At 43.6% G+C, this 26,036-nt stretch carries 24 protein-coding genes; 7 read left to right on the top strand and 17 right to left on the bottom strand.

Features of this window, described 5'->3' with window-relative positions; genetic code table 11:
* Positions 1–54: 54 nt before the first annotated feature.
* Positions 55–1,227 carry a multidrug efflux MFS transporter periplasmic adaptor subunit EmrA gene (gene emrA / locus PSF27_RS08870; RefSeq protein WP_206085108.1) on the top strand — a complete coding sequence of 391 codons (1,173 nt, stop codon included), beginning with the start codon at positions 55–57 and terminating at the stop codon, positions 1,225–1,227.
* A gap of 16 nt (positions 1,228–1,243) precedes the next feature.
* The gene (locus PSF27_RS08865) at positions 1,244–2,767 is read left to right on the top strand and encodes a DHA2 family efflux MFS transporter permease subunit (RefSeq protein ID WP_272681300.1); all 1,524 of its coding nucleotides are present in this window, start codon (positions 1,244–1,246) and stop codon (positions 2,765–2,767) included.
* A gap of 44 nt (positions 2,768–2,811) precedes the next feature.
* On the opposite strand, the gene paaY is transcribed toward PSF27_RS08865, so the two are convergent.
* The 13 genes from paaY to paaA form a co-directional block, all read right to left on the bottom strand.
* Positions 2,812–3,405, bottom strand: a complete 594-nt coding sequence (gene paaY / locus PSF27_RS08860; RefSeq protein WP_206085106.1) for a phenylacetic acid degradation protein PaaY — start codon at positions 3,403–3,405, stop codon at positions 2,812–2,814.
* Between the two features lie 21 nt (positions 3,406–3,426).
* A complete protein-coding gene (gene paaX / locus PSF27_RS08855) occupies positions 3,427–4,365 on the bottom strand; it encodes a phenylacetic acid degradation operon negative regulatory protein PaaX (RefSeq protein ID WP_272538903.1) in 939 nt (312 codons plus the stop codon).
* A gap of 150 nt (positions 4,366–4,515) precedes the next feature.
* On the bottom strand, positions 4,516–5,826 hold the full coding sequence (paaK, locus tag PSF27_RS08850) for a phenylacetate--CoA ligase PaaK (RefSeq protein WP_225820073.1): 1,311 nt from the start codon (positions 5,824–5,826) through the stop codon (positions 4,516–4,518).
* Positions 5,827–5,939: 113 nt separating this feature from the next.
* A complete protein-coding gene (pcaF, locus tag PSF27_RS08845) occupies positions 5,940–7,142 on the bottom strand; it encodes a 3-oxoadipyl-CoA thiolase (RefSeq protein WP_206085092.1) in 1,203 nt (400 codons plus the stop codon).
* Positions 7,135–7,578 (bottom strand): hydroxyphenylacetyl-CoA thioesterase PaaI, encoded by a 444-nt coding sequence (paaI, locus tag PSF27_RS08840; protein WP_272681299.1) that lies wholly within the window; start codon positions 7,576–7,578, stop codon positions 7,135–7,137. The genes pcaF and paaI overlap by 8 nt, the downstream gene beginning before the upstream one ends.
* Positions 7,575–9,125, bottom strand: coding sequence for a 3-hydroxyacyl-CoA dehydrogenase (locus PSF27_RS08835; RefSeq protein ID WP_272681298.1), 1,551 nt, complete (start codon positions 9,123–9,125; stop codon positions 7,575–7,577). Before PSF27_RS08835 ends, paaI begins: the two co-directional genes overlap by 4 nt.
* 2 nt (positions 9,126–9,127) lie before the next feature.
* A complete protein-coding gene (gene paaG / locus PSF27_RS08830) occupies positions 9,128–9,922 on the bottom strand; it encodes a 2-(1,2-epoxy-1,2-dihydrophenyl)acetyl-CoA isomerase PaaG (RefSeq protein WP_272681297.1) in 795 nt (264 codons plus the stop codon).
* A gap of 2 nt (positions 9,923–9,924) precedes the next feature.
* On the bottom strand, positions 9,925–10,698 hold the full coding sequence (gene paaF, locus PSF27_RS08825) for a 2,3-dehydroadipyl-CoA hydratase PaaF (RefSeq protein WP_272681296.1): 774 nt from the start codon (positions 10,696–10,698) through the stop codon (positions 9,925–9,927).
* An 8-nt stretch (positions 10,699–10,706) separates the two neighbouring features.
* Positions 10,707–11,765, bottom strand: coding sequence for a 1,2-phenylacetyl-CoA epoxidase subunit PaaE (gene paaE, locus PSF27_RS08820; RefSeq protein ID WP_272681295.1), 1,059 nt, complete (start codon positions 11,763–11,765; stop codon positions 10,707–10,709).
* A 10-nt stretch (positions 11,766–11,775) separates the two neighbouring features.
* Positions 11,776–12,285 (bottom strand): 1,2-phenylacetyl-CoA epoxidase subunit PaaD, encoded by a 510-nt coding sequence (gene paaD / locus PSF27_RS08815; RefSeq protein WP_272681294.1) that lies wholly within the window; start codon positions 12,283–12,285, stop codon positions 11,776–11,778.
* A 4-nt stretch (positions 12,286–12,289) separates the two neighbouring features.
* On the bottom strand, positions 12,290–13,048 hold the full coding sequence (paaC, locus tag PSF27_RS08810; protein WP_272681293.1) for a 1,2-phenylacetyl-CoA epoxidase subunit PaaC: 759 nt from the start codon (positions 13,046–13,048) through the stop codon (positions 12,290–12,292).
* A gap of 9 nt (positions 13,049–13,057) precedes the next feature.
* Entirely contained in the window at positions 13,058–13,345 is a 288-nt protein-coding gene (paaB, locus tag PSF27_RS08805; protein WP_225820082.1) for a 1,2-phenylacetyl-CoA epoxidase subunit PaaB, read from the bottom strand.
* Positions 13,346–13,378: 33 nt separating this feature from the next.
* Positions 13,379–14,317 carry a 1,2-phenylacetyl-CoA epoxidase subunit PaaA gene (gene paaA, locus PSF27_RS08800; protein ID WP_306803736.1) on the bottom strand — a complete coding sequence of 313 codons (939 nt, stop codon included), beginning with the start codon at positions 14,315–14,317 and terminating at the stop codon, positions 13,379–13,381.
* A gap of 322 nt (positions 14,318–14,639) precedes the next feature.
* Here paaA and paaZ point away from each other — a divergent pair, with 322 nt between their 5' ends.
* Entirely contained in the window at positions 14,640–16,703 is a 2,064-nt protein-coding gene (gene paaZ, locus PSF27_RS08795; protein WP_272681291.1) for a phenylacetic acid degradation bifunctional protein PaaZ, read from the top strand.
* 48 nt (positions 16,704–16,751) lie between these two features.
* Positions 16,752–17,561, top strand: coding sequence for a class I SAM-dependent methyltransferase (locus tag PSF27_RS08790; RefSeq protein ID WP_272681338.1), 810 nt, complete (start codon positions 16,752–16,754; stop codon positions 17,559–17,561).
* Positions 17,562–17,565: 4 nt separating this feature from the next.
* On the opposite strand, the gene PSF27_RS08785 is transcribed toward PSF27_RS08790, so the two are convergent.
* From PSF27_RS08785 to proP, 3 genes are read right to left on the bottom strand one after another with little or no spacing between them, the layout of a single operon-like run.
* Positions 17,566–17,877: a monooxygenase gene (locus PSF27_RS08785; protein WP_206085043.1), complete on the bottom strand. Its 312-nt coding sequence runs from the start codon at positions 17,875–17,877 to the stop codon at positions 17,566–17,568.
* 60 nt (positions 17,878–17,937) lie between these two features.
* Positions 17,938–19,377, bottom strand: a complete 1,440-nt coding sequence (gene phrB / locus PSF27_RS08780) for a deoxyribodipyrimidine photo-lyase (RefSeq protein WP_272681290.1) — start codon at positions 19,375–19,377, stop codon at positions 17,938–17,940.
* Between the two features lie 17 nt (positions 19,378–19,394).
* Positions 19,395–20,897, bottom strand: coding sequence for a glycine betaine/L-proline transporter ProP (gene proP / locus PSF27_RS08775; protein WP_206085039.1), 1,503 nt, complete (start codon positions 20,895–20,897; stop codon positions 19,395–19,397).
* Between the two features lie 495 nt (positions 20,898–21,392).
* Between proP and PSF27_RS08770 the strand changes: the two genes are divergently transcribed.
* Both PSF27_RS08770 and poxB read left to right on the top strand, forming a co-directional pair.
* Entirely contained in the window at positions 21,393–22,352 is a 960-nt protein-coding gene (locus PSF27_RS08770) for a 3-oxoacyl-[acyl-carrier-protein] synthase III C-terminal domain-containing protein (protein WP_272681289.1), read from the top strand.
* A gap of 328 nt (positions 22,353–22,680) precedes the next feature.
* Positions 22,681–24,405: a ubiquinone-dependent pyruvate dehydrogenase gene (gene poxB / locus PSF27_RS08765; RefSeq protein ID WP_272681288.1), complete on the top strand. Its 1,725-nt coding sequence runs from the start codon at positions 22,681–22,683 to the stop codon at positions 24,403–24,405.
* Between the two features lie 65 nt (positions 24,406–24,470).
* Here poxB and PSF27_RS08760 read toward each other — a convergent pair whose 3' ends face one another.
* Positions 24,471–25,370 (bottom strand): DNA-3-methyladenine glycosylase family protein, encoded by a 900-nt coding sequence (locus tag PSF27_RS08760; RefSeq protein ID WP_272681287.1) that lies wholly within the window; start codon positions 25,368–25,370, stop codon positions 24,471–24,473.
* Between the two features lie 149 nt (positions 25,371–25,519).
* On the opposite strand from PSF27_RS08760, the gene PSF27_RS08755 reads away from it, so the two are divergent.
* Complete coding sequence (locus PSF27_RS08755) at positions 25,520–26,023, top strand: DUF2569 domain-containing protein (RefSeq protein WP_272681286.1); 504 nt, start codon at positions 25,520–25,522, stop codon at positions 26,021–26,023.
* Positions 26,024–26,036 lie beyond the last annotated feature (13 nt).

Raw genomic sequence — 26,036 nt, 5'->3', positions numbered from 1 at the left:
ACTTCCTGAATATAGAGGGAGGATTAATATTGATTTTAGACCCTGAGAGTTATTATGAGTCAATCAACCCATTCAGAAACAAATAATCAAAAAACGAAAAATGAAAAACGCCGAACAATATGGATGACCATTGCGACAATAATTATTATTTTATTATTTGTAGCCTATGGTGTGTATTGGTTTTTAGTTTTGCGTTTTCAAGAATATACCGACGATGCTTATGTCTCGGGTTTGCAAATCCCCATTATTGCGCAAACAACAGGCAATGTTACCCAAGTCAATTTTGAAAATACTGATTTGGTGAAAGCGGGGGATGTTCTGGTGGTGTTGGATAAAACCAACGCTCAACTGGCATTCGAACAAGCTAAGCACGATTTAGCGACCACGGTACGCAAAACCAAAGAGCTCTATATCAACGGTGATGAGTATCAGGCGCAAATACAGAAAAACCGTATCTCACTTGCGCAAGCTCAGAAAGATTACCAACGCCGTGCTGCACTTGGGCGCAGCGGAACAATTTCAAAAGAAGATTTGCAACATTCCCAAGAAGCAGTGCAACTCGCACAAGCGGCATTGGATATTTCCATTCAGCAATACAACGCAAACCGCGCGTTATTGCGCAATACCTCATTAAGAAAACAGCCTGCCATTCAGCAAGCCGCTGATAGTGTGCGCAGTGCGTGGATCAATTTACAACGTACTGAAATTAAAAGCCCAATGACAGGCTACGTTTCGCGCCGAAATGTGCAAGTGGGTTCCCAAGTCAGCCCACAAAGCTCTTTAATGGCGATTGTGCCTGTTCAACCTGTTTGGGTGGATGCTAACTTCAAAGAAACCCAGCTGGAAAAAGTACGCATTGGGCAGCCTGTTACTATTAACAGTGATTTTTATGGTGATGACATCGTGTATAACGGCACAGTAGTTGGCTTAGATATGGGAACAGGAAGCGCATTTTCATTATTGCCCGCGCAAAATGCGACGGGGAACTGGATCAAAGTGGTTCAACGCTTGCCTGTAAGGGTAGAGCTTGACCCTGAGCAGGTGGCAAAACACCCATTGCGTATTGGCTTATCAATGAATGTCACCATTGATATTAAAGACCAAAATGGCCCTGTGTTAGCCGAAGTTCAGCGTACAACGCCCGCGTTTGAAAGTGATGTGTTAGTGCTAAAATTGGCAGATGTCGACCACATTATCGATAGCATTATCAGTGATAATGCGGACTAGCTCGTAAGGAGTGATTGTGGCAGATATCCAACCCCTAAAAGGTGCGAAGCTAGTTTGGGCTACCATTGCATTATCTCTTGCGACTTTTATGCAAGTGCTCGACTCCACCATCGCAAACGTCGCTATCCCGACAATTGCGGGTAACCTTGGTGTTTCCGTCTCGCAAGGGACATGGGTGATTACCTCGTTTGGGGTGTCGAACGCCATTTCGATTGCTATTTCGGGGTATCTTGCTAAGCGTTTTGGTGAAATTCGCGTTTTCTTATGGGCGACGGCACTTTTTACTTTATTTTCATTACTTTGTGGCTTCTCGGATAGCCTTGGAATGTTGATTTTATATCGCGTTTTACAAGGTGCTGTTGCAGGGCCTGTTATTCCTTTATCCCAAAGTTTGATTATGCGGTGTTACCCACCGAAAATGCAGAATATGGCATTGGCTTTTTGGTCGATGACCATCATTTTAGCACCTGTATTTGGCCCCATTTTTGGTGGTTATATTAGTGATAACTTCCATTGGGGTTGGATATTCTTTATGAACGTACCTCTCGGCATTTTCGTCATTATCGTGGGTTCGATTATCCTTAAAGGAATGGAATCGACGGTGGTCAAAGTGCCGTTCAATGTCATTGGCCTGGCGTTATTATCCGTGGGGGTTGGTTGTTTACAAGTACTACTGGATAAAGGGAAAGAGCTGGGGTGGTTAGCTTCAAATGAGATTGTGGTTTTAGCCGTTGTTTCTGCTATCGCTTTAGTGTTCCTCGTGATTTGGGAACTAACGGATAAAAACCCGATTGTCGAGCTGTCTTTGTTTAAATCGCGCAATTTTACTATTGGCACTATTTCGGTCAGTTTGGCCTATATGGCGTATTTTGGTGCGATAGTGTTATTACCTCAATTGCTGCAAGAGGTGTATGGTTATACCGCAACGTGGGCGGGGCTTGCACTTGCGCCGATTGGCTTGTTACCTGTTTTATTTTCAGCGCCAGTGGCAAAATTATCCGACTTTTTGGATATCCGCTGGATAGTGACCTTTAGTTTTGTTTTTTATGCCATTTGTTTCTTCTGGCGAGCGTATACCTTTGAGCCGAGCATGGGGTTCTCCGCGGTAGTTTGGCCGCAACTGGTGCAGGGCATGGCGGTTGCGTGTTTCTTTATGCCATTGACAACATTGACCTTATCGGGACTTCCCCCTGAAAAACTAGCATCGGCTTCCAGTTTGGCAAACTTTTTCCGAACGCTCGCTGGCTCAATTGGTACATCAATCACGACCACGATGTGGAGCGACCGTGAGTCTGTGCATCATAGCCAACTCACTGAGTTTATTACGGATTATAATCCTGAATCTTTAGCAATGTACAAAGGCATGGCTGCTCATGGCTTAAGCACAGAGCAAACTTCAGGTTTTATTGCACAGCAAATTACTAGCCAAGGGTTAATCATCGCGGCGAATGAAATTTTCTGGCTATGTGGTTGGGTATTTATTGTGCTGATCATTACCGTTTGGTTTGCTAAACCGCCATTTGGTAATAATGCGAAGTAATAGTGAATGATTGGGAAGCGCTGTTGTGGGGCTTCCCAATCATTTTATAGCTGAGATTTTGGGATAATATTATCAAACTGAAGTACAGGGCGGTTGGCCTCTATTTCGGTTAATGGCTCAATTTCTTTTAATGTATTTAAACAGCGAGTAACGAGGTTCTGGTAGTCTTTGGTACCGTTACTTTTCCACTCAATTTCCTTTTCTGATAGTGTTCGTAACACTTTTGCTGGGGTACCCACGATTAGGCTATTTTGTGCAAATATGGCCTCCGCTTTAACAAATGCACATGCGCCAACAATCGAATTTTCCCCAATCACCGCACCATCCATAATCACGCTATTCATCCCAACTAAAGCATTACGTTTGATATGGCAGCCATGCAAGATAGCCCCGTGTCCGATATGCCCATCTTCTTCAATAATGGTGTCGAACTGTGGGAACCCATGCATCACGCAATTATCTTGCACGTTAGCCCCATCTTTAATAATTAACCGCCCAAAATCGCCCCGTAAGCTGGCATTAGGGCCAATATAAACATTTTTACCAATTACGACATCACCAATAACGACCGCAGTGGGGTGGACAAAACTATCTGGACTAACAACAGGCGTGATACCATCGATTTGATAAAAAGGCATAAGGGCTCCTTAACGGTTAATTTAGGCGGCGATTTCCCTCAGTACCCCACCAAAACGCCGATAATAGGCACTGGAAGGTTGAGGAAGCTCACCCACTGTCGTTTCGCTATTTTCTGAAACATATTGTGTTGCAGCTTGGTCGATACGTTGATAAATATTGGTGCATAAATGACGCGCAATATGCCCTTCCCATTGAGGCGGTAAAAGTTCGTCAGGCAATAGCGGGTCTTTGAGCGTGACGCGACGATAAAAGTGAATTAAAAGCAGCCGTAACTGAAAACAATGCTCAGGGCTGATGTGTGTTCCTGCATTATCCTTGAGTAACAAGGCCAATGGCCTGAATAAGGAAATAAATTGGTGATAATGCTCTGAAATATCTTGCAAAGACCATGCCTGAGACACGAGGTCTTTCAGGTTTTTTTCTGAGCGGCTATAGGGGTAGTCTGCATGAAAATAAATGGCTTGCTCAGTCGCATTGAGCTCATTTAATAACGCTGGTACATCACTTTGTGCACAACTTGGTGCTGCCATTAAGGATGTATTAAACTGCCCGAATCCTAGCCAGCTAAGCTCTTTTTTTAATCGAACTTTTTCTTCTTTATCTGCCGCTTCTAATAACAATAAGTCCCACTTTCCATCCCAATCAGGTTGCTCTGCGAGGTAAATTTTTTGCTCTGCCCGCCGAAACCGACTTTGCCCACGGGCTGAGATTCGGTAGTAGCTGCGTCGGCCAATTTTTTCGACATCTAACCACCCCTCTTTTTGTAAGCGGAAAACAGAGGTACGCACAAAGCGGTCAGTAAACCCCATGGGTTCTAATAATTTAGTTAGGCTACCTAACCAAACCTCGCCTCCTCGGTGATGTAGTGCATCACCGTATAAGGAACTAATGAGCGACGTACCACTAATGGGCTGACTGGCGATAGCATGTTGAATAAATTGGTCGAGCTTGGTATTCATTTATGTTTCATCCATAAATTTTTTGTATCAGAATTCTTCCTGAATAGTAGACATAAAAGTGAATATTGTCTCGTATCGTTTTTTATTAAAGCGTGTTGCATTAGGATGGCATATTAGGTAACCCATTCTTAATATGCCTTAATTCGTTGATTAAATTGCAATTCGGGTATCAATGACCCGCTCGGCTTTACCTTGTGAACGTGGAATATCACCGCAATTCACGATACTGACCCGCGTGCTGATCCCAACCATGGATTTGATACGGTGTTTTAAATGATGGCAGATATTACAGCGCTCATCGTAAGTGAGTTGCTCTGGGTGTTTGAGTTCAACGCGGACTGATAAGTTATCCATATTGCCTTGGCGACCGATTTCGAGCTGATAGTGCGGTGAGAGTTCTTTGAACTGCATAATTTGTTCTTCAATTTGAGAAGGGAATACATTCACGCCGCGAATGATCATCATGTCATCAGAACGACCCGTGATTTTGCCAATTCGACGCATGTTGCGATTGACGCCCTTCATTAGGTGGGTTAAATCCCGTGTACGATAACGAATTACAGGCATTGCCTCTTTTGTCAGAGTAGTAAACACTAACTCACCATGTTCACCATCCCCTAATGTTTTGAGGGTTTCGGGGGAAATAATTTCAGGGTAAAAGTGGTCTTCCCAGATAGTTGGGCCGCTAGAACCTGAGTCAGCACACTCCATAGCAACACCAGGCCCCATCACCTCTGATAATCCGTAGATATCTAATGCTTTGATACCAAGGCGAGTTTCGATTTCAGTGCGTAGAGATTCTGTCCAAGGCTCAGCACCGAATACGCCTAATCTAAGTGAGCACTTACTAGCATCACCACCCATGATTTTCTCAAGTTCATCAATAATACTTAGGCAATAGGATGGCGTCACCATAATGACATCAGGCTTAAAATCGGCAATTAATTGTGCTTGTTTTTCTGTTTGCCCACCTGACATTGGAATAACGGCGGCACCAAGGCGCTCAGCACCGTAATGCGCCCCTAAGCCACCTGTAAACAAGCCATAACCATAAGCTACATGGACTTTATCGCCACGTACTGTCCCCGCAGAGCGTAAACTGCGTGCAATCAAATCCGCCCAATTATCAATATCACGTTGTGTGTAGCCGACAACGGTTGGACGCCCAGTGGTACCTGAAGAGGCATGAATACGAATGATTTGATCCATAGGGACGGCGAAGGTACTGAATGGGTAGTTTTCCCGTAAATCCTGCTTAGTGGTATAGGGGAATTTTTCGATATCACTTAATTGTTTAAAATCATCAGGGTGTACACCCGCGTCATCAAACTTTTTACGGTACATTGGTACATTTTCATAGGCGTGAGTGAGTGTCCACTTCATTCGAGAATACTGTAATGACTCGATTTCATCACGTGAGGCAAATTCAATTGGGTCGATGCTATTTTGTATCATGCTCATAATTGCCATTCCTCATAATTATTATATTAACCAGTTTTCGTTGATGACGTTGCTGGTTTTCGCCTGAGCAGGTGTCGGATTTCAGGCGGTTATTATTGATATGAATGCGTTTTTCAGACTCGTTCGATTATCATGGCGATGCCTTGCCCTACGCCAATGCACATGGTACATAGGGCGTAGCGACCTTGTTTGCGATGAAGTTCATTCATCGCGGCAATGGCGAGTCTTGCACCGCTCATCCCTAATGGGTGACCTAAGGAAATCGCGCCACCATTGGGGTTTACGTGCGAAGCGTCATCGGGTAAACCTAACCCCCTCAATACGGCGAGAGCTTGTGCTGCAAAGGCTTCATTTAGCTCAATAACATCCATTTGGTCGATAGTTAAACCCGCCATTTTCAATACTTTTTGTGAGGCAGGGAGCGGGCCAATCCCCATCAATCGAGGCTCAACACCACAAGTAGCAGTGGCAACAATACGGGCGCGTGGGGTTAAACCTTGCTGTTTCGCAATTGTTTTGGATGCAATAATTAGCGCAGCGGCGCCATCATTTACGCCAGAGGCGTTTCCTGCAGTGACAGTGCCATTTTCACGAAACGGTGTTTTCAGCTTTTGCAGTTGTTCAAAGGTGGTTTCTGCACGAGGATGTTCATCTTCAGTGACCACGATTTCATTTTTGCGCTGTTTAATGGTGACAGGGACAATTTCTTGCGCAAATATACCGTTAACTTTAGCCCGTTCAGTGCGCTGCTGGCTGCGTAGTGCAAATGCATCTTGGTCTGCACGGTTGATTTGGTAGGTTTCTGCCACATTTTCAGCCGTTTCAGGCATGGAATCAGTACCGCATTGTTGTTCCATTAATGGGTTGATGAACCGCCAACCGATTGTAGTATCAAAGACTTGGGCTTGGCGTGAGAAAGCCGATTCTTGTTTCCCCATAACAAACGGTGCGCGGCTCATTGACTCAACGCCCCCTGCAATCATTAACCCTGATTCACCTGCTTTAATACTTCTCGCGGCAAGCGCGATTGCATCTAGCCCAGAACCGCATAAGCGGTTAATAGTTGTACCTGAAACCGAAATGGGCAAGCCAGACAGCAAACCCGCCATGCGAGCCACGTTACGGTTGTCTTCACCCGCTTGGTTTGCGCAACCTAAAATAATGTCATCAGTCAGTGACCAATCTAACTGCGGGTTCCTTGCCATTAACGCTTTTAAGGGTAAAGTCGCGAGATCGTCAGGACGCAGGGAAGAAAGAGCACCACCATAACGGCCTATCGGAGTACGCACACCATCACAAATATACGCATCAATCATGGCAAGCCTCCTCTAAGCGGTGCCCTAAACGATGAGAGCGCCCTTGGAATAAGGCAAGTGTTTTGCCATCTTGGTTAGTTATTTCGACGTTATAGAGCCCATTACGTTTGCCTTGATATTTCACTTTTGCGGTGGCAGTGAGTAAATCCCCTTCAAAGCCTGGACGGATGAAATCAATGGAACACATAGACGCAACAGCAGCATACCCTTGGCTATTACAGGCGTAGGCAAATGCGGTATCGGCAAGGCTAAAGAGTTGCCCACCATGGCAGGTCTTATGGCCATTAAGCATATTTGCAGTGATTGGCATTTTTAATTGCGCAAAGCCATCTTCGACTTTCTCAATCGACATACCCATTGCCTTTGCACATGCATCATCACGATACATAATATGAGCGGATTGTTGAGCAGTCGTGATATTCGGCACAGAAATCATAGCAACTCCTTGAAAGATAAAGACTGATAACCTGCAGCTAACTGCCTAAGTAATGGGTTGGGACGATAACGGCTATCCCCATAAAACTGCGCAAGTTGCTCAAGTACCGATAACATACGCGGCCAACCGAGTTGAGCTCCCCAAGTTAATGGGCCTTTGGGATAATTCACCCCAAAGCGCATGGCATTATCGGTATCTTGTACAGTAGCAACCCCTTTATTCACGACATCGAGTGCTTCATTACATAACATCGCAACCGTTCTCATCGTTAACAGCGCAGGGTAATCAGGTAGTACAATCACGTTTTTCCCAAGAGACTGAAAAAAGGCGATCGCGTGTTGGTTTTGTTGCGTATTGTTTTGCGTTGCGCAGGTGAGCGTGATGGCGCTTGCGGAAAGATAATTTGCCGATAAATCAAATAAAACCACCGCCTGCCCTGATCGCTGTGCATGAAATGATGCCAATTCACCATTTGTTAACATAATCATAACGTCATTAACAAGGAGGGTGGGAGATTGATTTGGCTGTTGTGCTAATCCTTCGAGTGAGATCCCATTTTCAGATAAAAGCTGCGCAAACTCAGGAAATATCTGCCAATCGCCACCAACTTTTACAGTTTGGGGGTGGTTAAGATGAACTTTTGCGGCAAATGACGCAGTGGGTTGTGGTTTATTATCATCATAATGATAGAAACCTTGTTTTGATTTTCGACCAAAATGCCCTGCTTGCACTAATTCCAATTGCATTAATGAGGTTTGAAAGCGTGGGTCATAACCGAAGGCCTGAAATACGGATTCAGTCACGGCATAGTTGACGTCATGGCCAATGAGATCAGTGAGTTGCAATGGCCCCATTGCAAAGCCTCCTGCATCCCGCAGCACACTATCTAACGTGGCTGGGGAGCCCACTTGCTCTTCGAGGGCGCGTAAGGTCTCTGCATAAAAAGGCCTTGCTACGCGATTGACAATAAACCCAGGTGTTGAGCGGCAAATAACGGGTACCTTACCCCATGAGAGAGTCAATGCTTTCAACTGTTCAATAACTTCAGGTGATGTTTCTAGGCCACGAATCACCTCAACCAATTTCATCACGGGAGCTGGGTTAAAAAAGTGTAAGCCAGCAAGCCGTTCAGGGTGTTTCAATTGGCAACCAATCGCTGTAATCGACAATGACGATGTGTTACTCGCAAATATTGTTGATTTATGACAAATACCTTCAAGTTCACCGAAGATAGACTGTTTTATTGCTAATTTTTCTGCAACAGCTTCTATGACAAGTTGGGCACTAGACAACTCAGACAAGTGTTGAGCGACATGAATGTTAGTGATCAGCGTTTCTATCGTTTTTGACTCAGCCTTTCCTTGTTCCACACGTTTACGTAAGCGTTGCGTCATCGTGTCTAATGAACGGGTTAATACATCTTGGTTAATATCAAACAGTAAAACGGTAAGCCCTGCGGTGGCAGCTACCTGCGCAATACCAATACCCATAGTGCCAGCGCCGATAACCGCAATTGTCGTGATGGTAGAAGTTGTAGGGAGTGTCATGGTTATCGCCCCTTAAACTGCGGTTCGCGTTTGTTTAAAAAAGCACTTACCCCTTCGCGGTAATCTTCGCTACGTCCACCTAAACGCTGCAAATCGCGCTCAAGGTCTAGTTGTTCATCTAGGGTATTGGTTGCTGCGCAGTAAATGGCTTTTTTGATTAGGCCGAGACCGTAGGTAGGTTGTGTCGCAAGGTGTTGAGCTAGTTGCTGAACAGTGTCTGTGAGTGCTTCATTTTCAGTAACTTGCCAAATCATTCCCCATTGCAATGCTTGCTCTGCGCTGATTTTGTCCCCCAATAATGCCATGCCCATCGCTCTAGCGTGCCCAGCTAGCTGGGGCAAAAACCAGCTTCCCCCTGAATCGGGAACTAAACCCAGTCGACAAAATGACTGAATAAAACTGGCACTTTTGGCGGCGATAACAATATCTCCAGCTAATGCGATAGCTGCACCAGCGCCTGCCGCGACACCATTGACGGCGCAAATAATGGGTTTTGGTAAGGCCGTAAGACGGCGGATCAGTGGGTTATAATAGGTTTCTACAGAAAAACCGAGATCGGGAGTTTCACTACCAACACTAACATTACGATCATTTAGATCTTGTCCTGCACAAAAACCTCGACCTGCCCCAGTGATTACAAGACAGCGCACACTCTCATCTCGTTCGGCGACTTTGATTGCCTCACTGAGTTGTCGATGCATTTCATCATTAAAACTGTTTAGTCTGTCAGGGCGGTTTAATGTGACAGTCAACACCCCATTTTCCAAGGTGGTGAGGATCATTGCTTCGTTTGTCATGGTTATTGTCCTGTAAACTGAGGTGGGCGTTTTTCAAAGAAGGCTGCGATCCCTTCTTGCCGATCTTGCGTGCCTGCTAAGGCCACAAAATATTGGCGCTCTAATTTTAGTCCCTCAGTAAGGTGGTTATCTTGGGCGTGGACTAAGGCTGCCTTTGCCGCACGCACGGCTAAAGGCGCATGCTCTGTAATGCGTTGTGCAAGTCGTTGAGCACGTTCGACCACTAAATCGTCAACGCAAATTTCACTGATTAAGCCCACTTGGAGTGCGTGTTTGGCACTAATCGGTTCCCCTGTCAGCACCATTTGCATCGCTAAAGATTTGCCTACAGCGCGGATCAAACGCTGTGTACCGCCCGCTCCAGGCATTAAACCGAGGGTAATTTCGGGTAACCCAAAACGGGCGGATTCCCCTGCAATCACCATGTCACTGGCGAGTAGTAGCTCGAAGCCTGCCCCGAGTGCATACCCATTGGTGGCAGCGATAATTGGCTTTGATATCATGGATAAACGACGCCATACTTGAGGGCGTTTATCCGTTATCGCGTTAGCGACAGTTTGCTGTTGTAGCTCTTTAAGATCCGCGCCAGCAGCGAAGAAACGCGGGTTGCCAGCGATGACTATCGCACCGATTTCCTCATTGTTATCAGCGGATTCAAGATGTTGTACCAGCAACTCAAGGCATTGGGTGCTAAGCGCGTTACGCACTTCGGGGCGATTCAACGTTAGAGTAAGAACACGCTGATTTTGCTGAGATAAAATCCATTGGCTTTTCATCACGGCTCCTACACATCAAAATCCAGAACAACACCATCACCTTTAGGCCATGCTTGGCAGCTAAGAATATAGCCGTCTGCAATTTGGTCTGGCTCTAGGCTGTAATTCACTCCCATTTCCACGTCACCTGAGCGCAATTTGCATTTACAGGTTGCGCAAACTCCACCTTTACAGGCGTAGGGTAAATCGGCACCTTGGCGTAATGCCGCATCAAGAATACTGTCGTCTTGGCTATCCATACTGATATTCATGGTGCGGCCATCCAAGTGAATGCTAACTTGGCGGCTTTCAGTTAATGTTGCTGAAGTGGGTTTGAATTTTGTCCCTGAAGTATTGAAACGTTCGGTGTGCACAAATTCTTTTGGCATGCCATAAGTGACTAATGTGTCATGTACTTCATCCATCATGCTTTCTGGACCACAAATAAAGGCTCGATCAAACTGCTTAAAATTCAATAAGGTTTTGCCTATTGCGGTGAGCTGGGCTTGGCTAATTCGCCCTGTTAGAAGTTCGCTATCTTGCTGTTCTTGGCTGAATAGATAGAGTACTTGGAAGCGTTGCGCAAAACGGTTTTTGAGATCAGCAATACTTTCTTTGAACATCACCGAACGGCTATTACGATTACCATAAATCAGTACAAAACTGCTTTTAGGCTCCGTCTGTAATGTGGCTTTTATGATGGAAAGTAAAGGAGTGATCCCTGAACCCGCAGCAATGGCAAGATAATGCGCGTGGGTGTGCGCTTGCGGCTGGTAGCCAAATTGTCCTTGAGGAACCATAACATCGAGGCTATCACCTACTGCTAATTGTTGGTTGATAAAGTTAGAAAAACGCCCTTCGTAAATCGCTTTTACCCCAATTTTTAGGGTATTTTCATCAGGTGAACTACAAATTGAATAACAACGGCGTAGGTTTTCACCGTCAATTGACGCTTTTAATGTGAGGTGTTGCCCTGGGCGATAACGGTATTGCTCACGTAATGCATCTGGAACACGGAATGTCACCGCGACAGCATCTGGGGTGTCGCGCTCAATAGCGGCAATACTTAAACGATGGAATACAGTCATAAGGGTGCCCTTATATACATTTAAAGTAATCAAATGGCTCTAAGCATTCAGTGCATCGATATAGTGCTTTACAGGCAGTCGAGCCAAATTCACTGATCTTTTGAGTGTGTTCACTATCACAGCGAGGGCATCGGATAGCACCTTTGTGCTCAGGATGTTCGCATGATGTGCCTTGTGGTGGCGCGATACCAAATTCACGTAAGCGCCTTTTAGCGTCTTGGTTCATCCAGTCAGTTGTCCAAGCTGGCGTTAACATGACTTCAATATTGATATCTTGAAAACCAGCATCTCCAAGAACAGTCTTGATTTCATTGATTAAAAATTCAGTTGCTGGACAGCCAGAATATGTGGGTGTAAATATAACTTTCCAGCCTTGACCAGCAGGGAGCACATTGCGGATCATGCCAAGATCGGTAATAGACAACGCTGGTAGCTCAGGATCGGGAATTTGCTGAAGCTGTTGCCAGATCTGATGAACTTGTGGCGATTGTAATTCGCAATGTTGCTGTCTTTGTTCCATAACATCACCATTGGCAATTTGGATAAGCCCGTTGCACAAATTGTAATTGCGTTAATAACAGGCCTAAATGCTCAGTATGACTACCTTGCTTACCACCTAATCGATAAGCTGCTTGTTCTGGTACTGCAAGCGTGGCTTGGGAAAACGTTTCATTAATAGTTGCTAACCAAGTTTCTTGCAAAGTGCGTGGATCAACGGCAATACCAACTTCACTGAGGGAAATTTCAATATCATCTGCGTGAAATAGCTCCCCAGTAAAACGCCATAATTCATTAACGGAGCGCTGAATTTTTTGGTGGCTTTCTTCGCTGCCATCGCCTAGACGGATCATCCAATTGCGACTAAAACGTAGATGATAGATTGCTTCTTTCAGTGATTTTTCCGCAATGGCTGATAATTGTTCATCACGGCTATGAATTAGTGATTCGTATAATGGAACGTGATAGGCATCCATAAAAAACTGGCGGACTAAGGTGTCATCAAACCCATTATTTGGTTGTTCAACGAGCAATAGATTGCTAAATTCCCGCTCATCACGTAGGAAGGCTAAAGTATCTTCATCATGCTCAGCCCCTTTTAGTTGTGCTGCATAGCTTAAGAAGTTACGAGCCTGCCCTAATAAATCTAAACCGATATTGGACAGAGCAAGGTCAATTTCAAGCTCTGGTGCATGGCCGCACCACTCACACAGGCGTTGTGCGAGGATCAGCGGGGTATCGCCAAGTCTTAATGTGTATTGGTGGAGCTGTTGTTGCTGTTTCATGAAAGCTCCTTACATATTCTTGATGCCATCAGGGATGGTGTAAAAAGTTGGATGGCGGTAAACCTTGGTATCCGCAGGGTCAAAGAATGTGCTTTTATCTTCAGGCTGCGATGCAATTAAATGGGCAGCTTTGACGACCCAAATCGAGCAACCTTCGCTGCGTCTAGTGTAGGCATCACGGGCGTTTTCTAGCGCCATTTGGTCGTCTGCGGCATGTAAGCTTCCGACATGGCGGTGAGCCAAACCTTGTTTACTGCGAATAAAAACTTCATATAAAGGCCAATCTTGGTTATTCATGGTATTTTCCTTTTCTGAGCATTGGTCAGTAAACTACGCTGCGGATTTTATGGACTTTTGCTTGCGACTATGTGCCATGGCACCTTCGCGTACCCATGCTCCGTCTTCCCAGCCTTTACGCTTTGCACCCAGGCGCTCATGGTTACAAATGCCGTTACCTTTAATCACTTGGTAAAACTCTGCCCAATCAATTTCCCCGAAGCGATAGTGACCCAGCTCGTTATCCCACATGAGATCAGGATCAGGAATGGTCATACCGAGTGCTTCGACTTGTGGCACAGTGTTATCGATAAATTTTTGACGGAGTTCGTCATTACTAAAGCGTTTGATTTTCCACGCCATACTTTGTGCACTGTGCGGAGAATCGGAGTCATTCGGGCCAAACATGGTGAGAACAGGCCACCAGAAGCGATTTATTGCATCTTGTAACATCGCCTTTTGTGCTTCAGTGCCTTCTGCTAGGGCCATCACGGCTTCATAACCTTGGCGTTGGTGGAAACTTTCTTCTTTACAAATTTTCACCATTGCACGTGCATAAGGGCCGTAGGATGCACGGCATAGCGCGACTTGGTTCACAATCGCGGCTCCATCGACTAACCAGCCAACTACGCCTACATCAGCCCAACTCAACGTGGGGTAATTAAATATCGAGGAATACTTCATTTTTTCATCAAGCAGCTTTTGGTAGATATCTTGGCGAGAACAGCCAAGGGTTTCTGCTGCGCTGTATAGATAAAGGCCATGGCCAGCCTCATCTTGAATTTTGGCGAGTAAGATTGCTTTACGTCTTAGTGTGGGGGCGCGGGTTAGCCAATTCGCTTCAGGTAACATGCCGATAATTTCTGAATGAGCATGTTGGCCTATTTGGCGAATAAGATTTTGTCGATATGCATCGGGCATCCAATCTTTAGGCTCGATGGAAATATCTGCTTCGATTTTGGCCTCGAAGTTTGCCTGATTTTGCTCGCTCATTGATTTTTCCATTAAGTGATTCGAAAAATGTTTTTTAATTTAAAATAATGAATCATTTATATTTAACATTGATGCTAGGAATATTTAACATAAAGATCAATGTTCATTAACTTAATTCTGCGAGGCACTTCACAAGGTTTTATTATAAATAGCATAAAATCAATAATATACATTCATTGTTTTTTGTATGGATTTGAGTGGGAACTTAGATTTATGCAAATTTGTTTTTAATTTGTTAAATTTAAATTGGCATCTATGATTGTTTTTATGATACATATTTAAATATTGGTTTTGTTTATTTTCTTTATTTCTGGAGTGAGATATGCAGCATTTAACAAGTTACATTATGGGGAAGTGGGTACAGGGTAATGGTAAAGAGCGGGCGATCTATCATGCACTTACTAATCAGGCTTTATACGCGGTGACAACCGAGGGGCTTCCTTTATCTGACAGTCTGGCCTATGGGCGAGAAGTTGGAGGGGAGGCGCTATCTGCTATGTCATTCCAGCAACGGGGGCAGATGCTTAAAGCGGTGGCCAAGTATTTGTTGGAGCATAAGGCGGAACTCTATGCGATTTCAGCGCAAACAGGGGCAACAAAAGCAGATAGCTGGGTGGATATTGAAGGGGGTATTGGGACGTTATTTGCCTATTCAGGTTTGGCAAGTAGAGAGCTCCCCGATGACACCATTTGGCCTGAAGGTGACACGGTTCCTTTGTCTAAGCAGGGGCAATTTATTGGCCATCATATTTTGACCTCTCGCCGTGGCGTGGCGCTGCATATCAATGCTTTTAATTTTCCTTGTTGGGGAATGCTAGAGAAACTGGCACCTACATGGCTAGCGGGTATGCCTGCCATTATCAAGCCTGCGACAGCATCGGCTCAAGTCACCCAAGCGATGGTCAAGCTGATGGTCAACAGTGGTTTGGTACCTGCGGGGGCTATTCAGCTGATTTGTGGTGGCGTCGGGGATATGTTTGATCACCTTGATTTTGAGGATGTCGTCACGTTCACAGGGTCAGCCTCCACAGGGCAAAAACTTAAATCCCATCCGCGTATCATAGAAAAATCAGTGCCTTTCACCATGGAAGCCGACTCACTGAATTGTGCGATCTTAGGGAATGATGTGCAGCCAGAACAGCCTGAATTTGCATTGTTTATTAAAGAAGTGACCGGTGAAATGACCGCAAAGGCAGGGCAAAAATGCACGGCCATTCGTCGTATTATTGTACCGAAAAATCAGTTAGACAATGTTAAACAAGCACTGCTTAAACGGTTATCGGCGACGACAGTTGGTGACCCCGCAGTTGATGGGGTACGCATGGGGGCGTTGATTAATTTAGAACAGCGCCAAGATGTGCAGACGAAAGTGGATTATCTACGAAACAATGGCTGTGAAGTACTCTGTGGTGGGCAGTTTGAACAATTAGCGGTCATCGGTGCTGATAGCCAAAACGGTGCCTTTTATCCACCGACATTATTGTACTGCGCAGAGCCATTTAAATCTTCGGCCGTCCATGAAACTGAAGCATTTGGCCCTGTTGCGACGTTAATGAGTTATGAAAGCCTTGAACAAGCGGTGCAACTTGCCATTCTCGGGGGCGGTAGCTTGGCGGGCACATTAGTGACATCGGATGCACAGGTCGCTCAATCAGTGATCCGAGCAAGTGCACGCGCACATGGACGCATGTTGGTATTAAATGAGGCATCGTCGACAGAATCAACAGGGCACGGCTCACCACTACCTCTACTAGTGCATGGTGGGCCTGGGCGTGCAGGTGGCGGTGAAGAACTGGGTGGATTGAGAGCGGTGAAGCATTATATGCAGCGCACAGCCATTCAGGGGAGCCCATCGATGTTAACCGCGATTAGCCAGCAGTGGATCCGTGGTGCGGAGATGGTAACTGATGTTGTTCATCCATTTCGAAAACATTTTGAAGACTTAGTGATAGGCGATACGTTGCTTACAGCAAGGCGTACGGTGACGGAGGCCGATATTGCTAATTTTGCTTGCCTCAGTGGTGATAATTTCTATGTGCACGTGGATAAAATCGGGGCGGCACAATCACTGTTTGGTGAACGTATTGCCCATGGGTATTTTGTGGTTTCAGCCGCAGCAGGTCTGTTTGTTGATGCAGGCGTTGGGCCAGTTATCGCAAATTATGGCATGGAAAATTTGCGTTTTATCGAACCCGTAAAAATTGGCGATACGATACAAGTTCGTCTAACGTGCAAGAAAAAGATAAAAAAACCACAGAAATTAGCCGAAGATAAACCAAATGGTGTTGTTGAATGGGATGTGCAAGTCTTTAACCAAGACGATACAGCCGTGGCACTTTATAGCATTTTGACGCTGGTGGAACGCCGTCATGGGGATTTTCATTAACCATGATTGTGATGAAACGGTTACAAACAAATAGGTGCTTTTTCAATCATTTTCTGTTGTGATGGGAAATCGCTAACAAAATGTCAGGAAACAGAAATGAAAACGCACCATCAAGCGGTTTATCAGCAATTTGATGAGCAAGCCAACGCCTATTTAACCAGTCAAGTTCATGCGCAAGGTGAAGATTTACTCGCCTTGCAGAGGTTGTTACAGAGTTGCCAAGCTGAGGATGTCCTTGACCTTGGCTGTGGTGCAGGGCATGCGAGTTTTTATACCGCGCCATGGGTTAAATCTGTCACAGCATATGATCTGTCCGACTCGATGCTGAGTGTTGTGGCGAAAAACGCGCAAGAGCGCCAATTAACCAATATCGCGACCTGCAAAGGCACAGCTGAACAACTGCCATTTGCAGATAATCATTTTGATCGGGTGATTAGCCGCTATTCTGCACACCATTGGCATGATGTTGAAAAAGCGCTGCGTGAAGTCCGCCGTGTATTAAAAGTGGGTGGAAAAGGCATTTTTATTGATGTGGTTTCACCAGGTCACCCATTGTTGGATATTTATCTGCAAACCGTTGAAGTTTTAAGGGATACATCGCATATTCGCGATTATTCCGCAGGGGAATGGGCAGGGATGTTCAACAATGCAGGACTATTTGTTAGTGGTGTTCAAAGTTTCCGTTTGCCCCTTGAATTTACCAGTTGGGTTGAACGGATGCGAACGCCACAACCTTTAGTTGAGGCAATTCGCCAATTTCAAAACACGCTCAGTGATGAAGTGAAACACCATTTTGCATTACAAGCAGATGGCTCATTTACCTCTGATGTGATGCTATTTGAATTTCATCGCCAATAAGTGCTTATTTTGCGATAAACTGCGCTTGGTTAAGTTGGCTGAGTGCGGTGTTCACGGCAAAAATTTCCCCTCGGACATCAGGCACACCAAAGGCTTTTAAACGCGCACTGTGTTTGGTTAAATATGCGTTTGCCTCTTGCTCAGAAGCAAACATGTAAACTCCACCTGCCATTTGAGTTTGTTGGTTTTCAGTCCAAATCTTCCAGATAAAACCAGGTTCTTGGTTGATTGACTGAGCTAAATCATTCATTGCTGCCGTCATTTCTTCGCCCCATGGGCCTTGGTATGGAAAGTCTACCTGTAAAATTACGCTCATCGATTGCATCTCCTTATCATTAGGCTTGCATAATAACCCTTAACACAAATAATAACTTTGCTATTTATCGTATTTAAGACTATTGCGTTTACCTGCTTCAAACGCATCCAGTGTGTTTAAACGCGCCTGTTTGTGATCAACGATAGGTTTCGGATAATCAATGGCTATATTGTTTTCTTCTGCCCATTCATGGGGGGTATGGATATATTTATCAGGGACTCCATTTAATTCAGGGAGCCAATAGCGGATAAACGTGCCCTGAGCATCAAACTTTTTCCCTTGTGTGGTCGGGTTGAAAATACGAAACCAAGGGGAGGCATCCACACCTGTAGAGGCTGACCATTGCCAGCCGCCGTTATTCGCCGCTAAACTCCCATCAATCAGCTGGGTCATAAAGTATTTTTCCCCTTCCCGCCAATCAATGAGTAAATCTTTGACTAAGAAACTCGCCACAATCATTCGTAACCGATTATGCATCCAGCCTGTGGTATTCAGCTGCCGCATGGCTGCATCAACAATTGGGTAGCCCGTTTGTCCGATTTTCCATGCCTCAAAATCGGTAGGTGAATCATTCCAATGAATATATTGTGTCCAATGAATAAAGGGCTGGTGGCGGCACAGGCGAGGAAATGCCACTAAAAGGTGAGTATAAAATTCACGCCAAATTAATTCATTTAACCAAGTGAATGCGCCGCTATCAGGGTAGTCAAGAAATTGTGGGTTTTCAGCTTGCAAACGATTGATGCACTGGCGAGGGGATAACACTCCAATCGCGAGGTATGGCGATAGCTGGCTAGTGCCATTAATGGAGGGGAAATCTCTATCATGTTGGTAATCTGTAACTTTTTTAGCGCAAAACTGCCTGAGCTGCTTTAAGGCAGCTTGTTCACCTGCAGGGAAAGATTGCGCGATGTTTTGATCCTCATGAGGAAATAGCGGCAGGATTGTTTTAATCTCTAACGGCTTTGAGCGCTGAGCAGGGGCACGTAAGGAACGGTAGTCTGTGACAGTGAGTTGGGTTAGAAAAGCACGGCGAAATGGGGTATAAACTTGGTACATCTCACCTTTTTGATTTGTTACTGCGCCAGGTGGGAGCAACAGCGCATCATCAAAAGTATGGACATGCATTGGTGATGCGTGTTCTATCAACCACTCATCACGTTTCTTTTCATTCCATTCATACTGCCGATTGAAAAACAGGGCATCCGCCTGCTGTTCTTTGGCGTAATTTAGTACCCATTTAGCGGCATCTACAAAATTATCCACAGTATGGCAAATGAGTGGGATACCTAACTGAGCAAGGGAATGTTGTAATTCGACAAGGTTTTGATGAATAAAGGCGATTTGCCGTACAGAGACATCATGCTGTTTCCACTGTTCGGGCGTGGCGGTATAGAGGGCGATGACATTGGCCTGCGGGTCAGCGCAGGCCGAGGAAAGGGCTTTATTATCTGTGACGCGTAAATCATGACGAAACCAGATAAGATGCTTGGCTGCCACCGCTTTCCTCCTAGGCGTTAATCTAATTTAGGATGCTGGTTAATTAACGACTGGCGTTTTTTCTCAAGTTCAGCAATTTGTTGGTCAATATCTTCAACTTTTTGCTCAATATTGTCAAAATGTTCACTCAAGATTTCTTTCGCCTCGGCTTTATCCGACGCCGCTGGTGTTGCACCCCGCAACGGTTTATTGGCTGTTTCTGGCATGCGAATACCTGTGTATAAGCCAATCAATGCAATCACCATCAAGTAATAGGCTGGCATGTATAAATCTGTGGTTGATTCGACTAACCAAGCTGCAACAGTTGGGGTAGCACCTGCAATTAATACTGAGATATTAAAGGCAATGGCTAAGGCACTGTAACGAATATGCGTTGGGAAAATCGCGGGTAAAATTGATGCCATGACTCCAGTAAAACAGTTTAGCAATATCGCAAGGATCAGTAATCCTACAAAAATTAACCCAACTGAGCCGCTGTTAATTAGCATAAAAGCAGGGTAAGCCAATAGCACTAAACCTACGCTACCGATAATAACAAATGGGCGACGGCCAATTTTATCACTGGTTAAGCCAATCACGGGTTGAACAAATAGCATGCCAATCATAATGGCGATAATTATTAGCACACCATGGTCAGTTGAATAATTTAGGTTATGTGATAAATAACTTGGCATGTAAGTCAGCAACATGTAATACGTGACATTAGTTGCAATCACTAAGCCAACACAAATTAATAAGCTTTTCCAATGCTTCGATGCCACTTCGCGTACTGAAACTTTGGGTGGATTTTGAATATTGGCTTTGTCTTGTTTTTCCAGTGATTCAACGTGCTGTTGGAAAGCGGGCGTTTCTTCAAGGGAATGGCGAAGATATAACCCAATGATCCCTAAAGGTAAGGCTAAGAAGAACGGAATTCTCCAGCCCCAATCATGGAAGTTTGCCTCTCCAACGATACTGGAAATTAGCACGACTACACCTGCACCTAGCACGAAACCTGCGATAGAACCAAAGTCTAACCAACTGCCCATAAAGCCACGCTTACGGTCAGGTGAATATTCGGCAACAAAAATTGCAGCCCCTGAATATTCCCCACCGACAGAGAAGCCCTGTGCTAATTTAGCAATTAATAACAAGATTGGTGCCCAAATACCGATGCTTTCATATGATGGGATCAAACCAATACAGAACGTACTTATCGCCATAATGATAATGGTCATCGACAACACTTTTTGTCGACCATACTTATCACCTAAGATACCAAATACCACTCCCCCTAATGGCCTAACTAAGAAGGGCACGGAGAATGTCGCTAGTGCAGCAATCATCTGGACGCTCGGTGATGCGTCTGGAAAGAAAACTTGACCTAATACGTAAGCTAAGAAGCCATATACACCAAAGTCAAACCATTCCATCGCATTACCCAGTGAAGCAGCGGTAATTGCTTTTTTTAATTTACCATCATCAATGATTGTAATGTCATTAATATTTAATGGTTTTTCTTTTTTCTTCTTGAATTTCATGAAACCATCCTCTTATTTGAATTTCAACAACGAGATAAATCACATTTAAGGTGTGGGTTTTCATACTTAAACAACGTGTAAAGTCCTATCATTTATAATAGTCGCTGTATGAATTTTTGTTCAGTTTTTAAAATTTAAAATTGAGCTAGATAATGGAGTAATACAGTAGAGTTAGAGAGAGAAATAGAGAGCACTTTTTTTTGTAAATAGAGCAAAATAACCACCTGAGAATAATCAAACTAGTTACCAATAATACATTAATATCGCTAGAATGTAAAATACTTGGCTTTTAATGCCGAAAAAAAAGAATTTTTAGCGTTTTATTTTAGCGGGTTAGGTTTGTAACAACATGTTACTTATATCAATAATGCATTAGGCTAACAATGTTGATTATATATAATAAAAACTATAACAATCAATATGTTGTATTTTATTTTTGCTGATTTGAACTATGCTAAATACTCCATGAATATAGGGGGTAATATGAACAATTCCGTGAAAATATCAGCGATTAATGTTTATCATCCTGCAAAAATTAGGGGGAATGAATATTTTATCAAAAAGCATGGCGATATTAAAAATATTAATAATCTATTTGAATCATTAGGTAAGCGACAGCGTTATGTTTCTGACCTTGAAAGTGAAAATGTATTAACGATGGCATTTAAATCAGCAGAGCCGATAGTGGATGATAGTAATATTGATATTATTATTTTCGCATCAACGACGGTAGAGTATTTATCGCCAACTCACGCATTATTTATTCATCGAAAGTTCAATATTAAACACAATTGTATTTGTATCGATATGAATATAAATTGTTTAAGTATGCTGGCAGTTCTTGAACAAGCGGCCATGATGCTGAAATTAAAAGCGTCCTATTGCAGAGCATTGATTATCTCTACAGATCAAGTTTCTCGATATGCAAAACCACATGAGTTTTTCCCTGAGGCTTTATTTGGGGATGCGGCGGTTGCAATGATACTCGATAAAGTAAAGGACAACTCAGGCGCTGGGCTCATCGATAGTCAATATTACACTGATAGTCAGTATGCCGATACGATTGTATTTCCACACTATGGATTGTCGCATAGCCAAAATATGCAAGAAGAGAAATTTCACTGGGATAATTTTACAGGAGAGCTCTGTGTGCCCTTTGCGATAGAAGCCATTCAATTCCAGTTGGAAAAACATCATTTAAAATTGAATGATGTTTCTTGTTTTTTCTTTTCTCAATTATCAAGAAATTATATTGGAATGATTAAAAATGCATTAAATCTTTCCTGGGAGCAGATTGAATATATTGGTGATGAGTATGGTTATACAGGCGGAAATAGCCCATTAGTTGCCTATGCACATCGTTTGAAAAAAGGGTTACTTCATGAAGGTGATATTATTGTATTTTGGTCATTTGGTGCTGGGTATCAAACAGGTGTTTTACTGTGGAAAGTATAACTTAATCATTCTCAAATTGATTAGGTAATTATGCTAATCATTTTACGATATCTATATGGCAGTGATTAATATTAACAATAGTCTCTTAATTTATTCCGTTATCATCATCTTCTTTTGATAATAACGGAGGATTGTGTCGTTCTGTTTTATAATGGATTTGATAAGTAGGAATGAATAATTGACTTGGTTACAATCAAATAAATGATTTTAAATAAGTTTGATAATCAGAGAGTACAGTAAGATTTAAAATGAATTTTACCAAACTCTAAAAGAATACGCGCTGTATTTTATCAAGCGTGTATGACCTCCGACTGAGAAGAGTGCCATTATGAAAAAACAGAGTGTTGCATCCTATATTGCAAAAGTACTTGATAACGCAGGTGTTAAACGTATTTGGGGCGTTACTGGAGATTCATTGAATGGCTTAACCGACAGTTTGCGCCGACAAGGGGCAATTGAATGGTTAGGCACTCGTCACGAGGAAGTGGCGGCATTTGCTGCGGGCTCAGAGGCCCAGCTTACTGGGCAACTAGCCGTTTGTGCAGGCTCTTGTGGGCCTGGAAATATGCATCTTATTAATGGACTATATGATTGTCATCGTAACAGAGTACCTGTATTGGCGATTGCAGCACATATTCCATCAAGTGAAATTGGCAGCAATTATTTCCAAGAAACCCACCCAACAGAACTATTTCGTGAATGTAGCCACTATTGTGAGATGGTCTCTAACCCAGAACAAATCCCACAAGTGCTTGGCATTGCAATGCGTAAAGCAATTCTGAACAAAGGGGTATCCGTTGTTGTCATTCCAGGGGATATTGCATTAAAAGATGCACCAGAGACCGCCAAAGAAACATGGTATCAGCCTCAAGCCCCATTGATCATGCCACAGCGCTCTGAAATCGAACAATTAGCGCAAGCTTTAAATGAAGCCAAAAATGTTACATTATTTTGTGGTAATGGTTGTGCAGGGGCACATGATGAAGTGGTCAAACTGGCAGAAACGCTAAAAGCACCTGTAGTTCATGCACTGCGCGGTAAAGAACATATTGAGTGGGATAACCCGTACAGCGTGGGAATGACAGGTTTAATCGGCTTTTCATCGGGTTACCATGCAATGATGAACGCCGATACGGTTGTTTTACTCGGAACGCAATTCCCATATCGTCCTTTCTACCCAAATGATGCAAAAATTATTCAAGTTGATATTAATGCAGGGAGCTTAGGTTCTCATTGCCATATCGATATGGGGCTGATTGGTGATATTAAAGCAACTCTGGATGCCTTGCAGCCGCATCTACAAACTAAACAAGATAAAAAACACCTTGAGAGCGCATTGAAGCATTATGAGGAAGCGCGTAAAGGGTTAGATGATCTCGCAAAACCAGGGCATGAAGGGCTCATCCATCCACAGTACTTGGCAACTAAAATTAGTGAACTGGCCGATGATGATGCAATCTTTACTTGTGATGTGGGTACGCCAACGGTCTGGGCAGCACGCTATTTGAAAATGAATGGTAAGCGCCGTTTAATTGGCTCGTTTAATCATGGTTCTATGGCGAATGCGATGCCACAAGCAATTGGTGCGCAGGCTGTTGATAAAACACGCCAAGTGGTTGCCATGTGTGGTGATGGTGGATTTAGCATGTTAATGGGGGATTTTATTTCTCTTTCACAAATGCAATTGCCAGTAAAAATCATTATTCATAATAATGGGGTATTGGGCTTTGTAGCAATGGAAATGAAAGTCGCGGGTTTCTTAACAGCAGGAACAGATTTGCATAATCCGAATTTTGCTGCAATTGCGAACGCTGCAGGTATCAAAGGTATTCGTGTGGAAAAAAGTGAAGATCTCGATAGCGCACTTAAAGAGGCTTTTGCCCATGATGGCCCTGTGGTGGTGGATGTCTTAACTGCAAAACAAGAGCTTTCAATGCCACCAGAAATTGCTGCTCAGGAAGCCAAAGGTTTTAGCTTATATATGCTAAAAGCCATTATGAGCGGGCGCGGTGATGAAGTGGTGCAATTGGTGAAAACTAACTGGCTACGTTAATACCTGTTGTTCGTTCATAAAGAAGCCTAATCAATTGATTGGGCTTTCTTTTTATCGACCATAAATTAATAGCCTGCTGCAGATTGACTACGCCACAAATGAGCAGCGACAAGTGCCCGCCATGGGGAATATTGCGCTAACCATTTCTCTGTCTCTTTCGCGGTCGGTTGTTCTTGGCTGTTTAATAAGGTTTGTAAATTACGCCTTACCGCGACATCGCCATGCAAAGAGCCATTGAGATAATTAAAGCCCCGCAAGAGTGCATAACTGACCGTCCAAGGGCCAATTCCTTTAATTTTGAGCAGTTGTTCTGTTACCACATCGGCATTGTCATGGGTCACTTGTATAGATAAATCAATCTGTTGGGTTTTAATTGCTTCACATAACGCTCTAAGAGCAACAATTTTCCCTAATGAAAACCCTGTTTGTCTGAGTGTATCATCACTGACTAAACCCACTTGTTGGATATCAGGAAAACACCAAATTCCTGATGAGTGCTGTGTGCCCACGGCTTGTATAAAGCGCCGACGGATAGCGATAGCGGCATGGACACTAATTTGTTGCCCAATAATCGCCCATACTAAAGCCTCGAAAGCATTAGAGGATTGATAAATTCTTAATCCCTTTTGTTTTTCAATGAGTTGACCAAGCACTGGGTCTGTTAGGTAGTGCATTTCAAATTCATTAATGGGTTGATGTAAACCCAATAAGTGTTTCCCAAGGGTGCTGAGTTCTGTTTCAGTAGGGGAAATATTCGAAGAATCAATATCTAAAGAAATTGTTGCATGCTGGCTTTCAATGGCTAGCTGAATGTTGGCGGGATGATTTTGCCAAATTAGGCCTTTTTGCAAACAATTGTCGACAACAATCTCTGCCACATTTTGTTGGTCTCTTAAATGGAAGGCAAAAAAATCCGCAGAGCGATAAGGTTGTGGAAGAGGTAAATTAACAGTGAATGTTTGCATTATGATGACCTGATAAGATTTTTCTTTAATCCAAATATATTGTGTATTGGTGCATTAGGTAACTCATATTTTAGTGAACAAATATGTTATCTTAGTAAGATGGATTATTTCGTCACTGACATGGTGTTTACAGCGAATAAGGAAGTGAAATGAAAACTGAAGATCGCAGTTCATCTCATAACCCTCCAGCCTCTCCTAAGCCTGAACTAACAGGGATAGGTGGTTGGCTGATTTTACCCATGTTAGGGATCGTGCTATCCGTTATTATTCTTCCATTTGCAATTTACGGGCAAAATATCCAGGTTATTGAGTATTGGGATGAGTTAACGAACTCCCAATCCGATACATTTATACCCTTATTTAAAGAACTTATCTATTTTGAGCTTTTAGGGAATGCGATTTTATATACTTTATTGCTTTTCTTGTGTTACATCTTTTTTACGAAGAAAAAGCTCACGATCAAAATTTACATTTTCTTCCAGCTATTTGCTTTAGTGCTGACTATTTCAGATATTATATTGGCAGGAACATTATTAGATTTAGAGGTTGAAGCATCGGATATTCGCGACATTTTTCGTGCCCTGATTGGCTGCGCAATTTGGATACCGTATTTTTTGGTTTCTAAGCGGGTAAAAAATACTTTTGTGAATTAAATACCGTCATTGA

It is taken from the genome of Providencia sp. PROV129 (assembly GCF_028482245.1).
GTDB classification, from domain to species: Bacteria; Pseudomonadota; Gammaproteobacteria; order Enterobacterales; family Enterobacteriaceae; genus Providencia; species Providencia vermicola.
The sequence above is the reverse complement of the archived record's forward strand: the minus strand, read 5'-3'. Positions and strand labels throughout refer to the sequence as shown.

Coding starts and splice junctions, on each gene's coding strand:
- emrA (WP_206085108.1), top strand. CDS start 55: ATGAGTCAATCAACCCATTCAGAAACAAATAATCAAAAAACGAAAAAT.
- paaY (WP_206085106.1), bottom strand. CDS start 3,405: ATGCCTTTTTATCAAATCGATGGTATCACGCCTGTTGTTAGTCCAGAT.
- paaX (WP_272538903.1), bottom strand. CDS start 4,365: ATGAATACCAAGCTCGACCAATTTATTCAACATGCTATCGCCAGTCAG.
- paaK (WP_225820073.1), bottom strand. CDS start 5,826: ATGAGCATGATACAAAATAGCATCGACCCAATTGAATTTGCCTCACGT.
- pcaF (WP_206085092.1), bottom strand. CDS start 7,142: ATGATTGATGCGTATATTTGTGATGGTGTGCGTACTCCGATAGGCCGT.
- paaI (WP_272681299.1), bottom strand. CDS start 7,578: ATGATTTCTGTGCCGAATATCACGACTGCTCAACAATCCGCTCATATT.
- PSF27_RS08835 (WP_272681298.1), bottom strand. CDS start 9,125: ATGACACTCCCTACAACTTCTACCATCACGACAATTGCGGTTATCGGC.
- paaG (WP_272681297.1), bottom strand. CDS start 9,922: ATGACAAACGAAGCAATGATCCTCACCACCTTGGAAAATGGGGTGTTG.
- paaF (WP_272681296.1), bottom strand. CDS start 10,698: ATGAAAAGCCAATGGATTTTATCTCAGCAAAATCAGCGTGTTCTTACT.
- paaE (WP_272681295.1), bottom strand. CDS start 11,765: ATGACTGTATTCCATCGTTTAAGTATTGCCGCTATTGAGCGCGACACC.
- paaD (WP_272681294.1), bottom strand. CDS start 12,285: ATGGAACAAAGACAGCAACATTGCGAATTACAATCGCCACAAGTTCAT.
- paaC (WP_272681293.1), bottom strand. CDS start 13,048: ATGAAACAGCAACAACAGCTCCACCAATACACATTAAGACTTGGCGAT.
- paaB (WP_225820082.1), bottom strand. CDS start 13,345: ATGAATAACCAAGATTGGCCTTTATATGAAGTTTTTATTCGCAGTAAA.
- paaA (WP_306803736.1), bottom strand. CDS start 14,317: ATGAGCGAGCAAAATCAGGCAAACTTCGAGGCCAAAATCGAAGCAGAT.
- paaZ (WP_272681291.1), top strand. CDS start 14,640: ATGCAGCATTTAACAAGTTACATTATGGGGAAGTGGGTACAGGGTAAT.
- PSF27_RS08785 (WP_206085043.1), bottom strand. CDS start 17,877: ATGAGCGTAATTTTACAGGTAGACTTTCCATACCAAGGCCCATGGGGC.
- proP (WP_206085039.1), bottom strand. CDS start 20,897: ATGAAATTCAAGAAGAAAAAAGAAAAACCATTAAATATTAATGACATT.
- poxB (WP_272681288.1), top strand. CDS start 22,681: ATGAAAAAACAGAGTGTTGCATCCTATATTGCAAAAGTACTTGATAAC.
- PSF27_RS08760 (WP_272681287.1), bottom strand. CDS start 25,370: ATGCAAACATTCACTGTTAATTTACCTCTTCCACAACCTTATCGCTCT.
- PSF27_RS08755 (WP_272681286.1), top strand. CDS start 25,520: ATGAAAACTGAAGATCGCAGTTCATCTCATAACCCTCCAGCCTCTCCT.